The organism is Tunicatimonas sp. (assembly GCF_049647865.1).
In the GTDB taxonomy this organism is placed as follows: Bacteria; Bacteroidota; Bacteroidia; order Cytophagales; family Cyclobacteriaceae; genus Tunicatimonas.
In genome coordinates this window covers 1-2,529 of the sequence record NZ_JBARYM010000924.1, presented here as the reverse complement: position 1 = coordinate 2,529, position 2,529 = coordinate 1, and the positions used below count along the sequence as shown (strand labels likewise).

At 42.0% G+C, this 2,529-nt stretch carries 2 protein-coding genes; one reads left to right on the top strand and one right to left on the bottom strand.

What is annotated here, in order from left to right:
- Positions 1-132: 132 nt before the first annotated feature.
- Positions 133-909, bottom strand: a complete 777-nt coding sequence (locus WBA23_RS26145) for a pseudouridine synthase (RefSeq protein ID WP_424585218.1) — start codon at positions 907-909, stop codon at positions 133-135.
- Positions 910-1,215: 306 nt separating this feature from the next.
- Between WBA23_RS26145 and fumC the strand changes: the two genes are divergently transcribed.
- Positions 1,216-2,529: class II fumarate hydratase (gene fumC, locus WBA23_RS26140; protein WP_424585217.1), on the top strand; the 1,314-nt coding region annotated here is incomplete at its 3' end.

The window sequence follows — 2,529 nt, the reverse complement described above, 5'->3', positions numbered from 1 at the left end:
CGCTTAGATGACCCCTCCTTTACCTTCCTTCCGAACCGCAAAGCATTGAAGATTTAGGTTAGGTTGTGTAGTGTAGTAAAAGAGGGTTCACAATTGATGTGCCCTCCTTTTCTGTTTACACAGGTTGAGTAACTATTTTTTCCGACCCAGATGCTTAATTTTTATTAGTTCGGCCTTGTTTAGGTAACGCCACTTTCCTCGAGACAGATCTTTTTTGGTTAATCCAGCATACATTACTCGGTCAAGACGAATAACTTCGTAACCTAAATGCTCAAATATGCGGCGTACAATCCGGTTTCGGCCAATATGTAAAGAAATTCCTAAGCTAGTTCGTTCTGGGCCAACTAATCCTATTTCATCTACCGGAGCTGCGCCATCTTCCAAAACTACACCATTCTCAATTTTAATAAAATCCTCGTCGGTGATTGGTTCATTGATATCTACTTGATATAGCTTCTGTATTTCGTAAGAGGGGTGGGTAAGCCGTTCAGCTAATTCTCCATCGTTAGTAAGTAACAATAAGCCAGTTGTATTGCGATCTAAGCGTCCTACTGGGTAGATCCGTTCTTCAGCCGCATTGGCTACTAGCTGCATTACCGTTTTACGGTCCTGAGGGTCATCCGTAGTGGTAATAAAATCCTTTGGCTTGTTCAGAAGCACATAAACCAATTTTTCTGGATTCAGCACTTTCCCCTGATACTTTACCTTATCCGAACGTTTCACTTTGGTGCCTAACTCGGTAACCACCTTTCCATTCACTTTAATTTGACCACCCTCAATTAACTTATCAGCCTCTCGACGCGAGCAGACTCCAGCGTTAGCAATATAACGATTGAGTCGCATAAGTTCATTGGGCTGATCCGCTGCTTTTTCGGTACGTTGGGTTGGCTTACGATAGTTCTTCTTCATATCACAACTAGTATAGAATAAATAAGACGTAACAACCGATCACCAACCTTTCGTTCATTCTTATTTTCCCCCAGCTCGTTCATAAATAGTCTATAAACTAATGACAAATAACGATTGGCTACGTTAATAATTATGAAGGTGAGTACGAACGATTAATGTTAGCTTTGTCGGATATTAAGCATTTTTGCACGAATAGCGAAAGTTTCTATCGATACCCTACATACCACTAACTTACTCATAAATAGTCGATACCTATTTTTTTTTAAATTTGTTTTAACACAACTTCAAACACTACCAACCATGAATATGAGCAATTATCGTATTGAAAAAGACACAATGGGCGAGGTACAAGTACCTGCTGACAAATATTGGGGTGCTCAAACGCAACGCTCTAAAGAGAATTTTAAAATTGGTGGCCTTGCCACGCAGATGCCTCTGGAGGTGATTTATGCCTTCGCTATTTTGAAAAAGGCAGCCGCCCAAACAAATACCGCTTTAGGGGTAATGGATCAAGAAAAAGCTGATGTGATCTCAAAGGTGTGCGATGAAATACTATCGGGTAAGCTAGATGATCAGTTTCCGTTAGTAGTTTGGCAAACGGGGTCAGGTACTCAGAGTAATATGAATGTGAACGAAGTAGTTGCGAATCGTGCTCACGTATTAGCCGGAGGTAAATTAGCTGATGAGAAGAAGAAAATCCATCCGAACGATGACGTGAATAAGTCGCAATCGTCTAACGATACCTTCCCAACTGCAATGCATATTGCCGCATATACGATGATTGTGGAGCAAACCTTACCTAAGGTAGAAAAACTACGAAATACGTTAGACGAGAAAGTACAATCATTCGGAGACATTGTGAAAATTGGGCGAACGCACTTTATGGATGCTACGCCAATAAAGTTAGGACATGAGTTTAGTGGCTACGTTGCTCAACTAGATCATGCGATAGCTGCTGTAAAAAATACATTCGCGCATCTATCAGAATTAGCGTTGGGTGGAACCGCGGTAGGCACCGGGTTGAATACACCGCAGGGATACGATGAAATGGTGGCTGAGAAAATAGCTGAATTTAGCGGTCATCCGTTTGTAACGGCCAAAAACAAATTTGAAGCCCTGGCGGCTCATGATGCTATTGTAGAAACATCGGGAGCATTAAAGCAACTAGCGGTGAGTTTGATGAAGATCGGAAATGATATTCGGATGCTAGCTTCGGGACCTCGCTGTGGGATTGGTGAAATTCTGATTCCCGCGAATGAGCCGGGTTCTTCTATCATGCCAGGTAAGGTGAATCCAACACAATGCGAAGCACTAACAATGGTATGCGCCCAAGTGATTGGGAATGATACCGCAATCAGTGTAGGCGGGATGAATGGCCAGTTTGAATTAAATGTGTTTAAACCCATGATGATTTACAATCTACTCACTTCAGCTCGACTGCTAGGAGATGCTTGCGAATCGTTCAATGATAACTGCGCAGTGGGCATTGAACCTAACCAAGAAATTATTGACGCTAATTTGAATAATTCGCTGATGTTAGTAACGGCCCTAAATCCGCACATTGGTTATGAGAATGCTGCTAAGATTGCTAAGAAAGCCTACGCTGATGGGACTACTTTG

Excerpts from the sequence above, each read along its gene's own strand:
- WBA23_RS26145 (WP_424585218.1), bottom strand. The coding sequence starts at position 909 with ATGAAGAAGAACTATCGTAAGCCAACCCAACGTACCGAAAAAGCAGCG.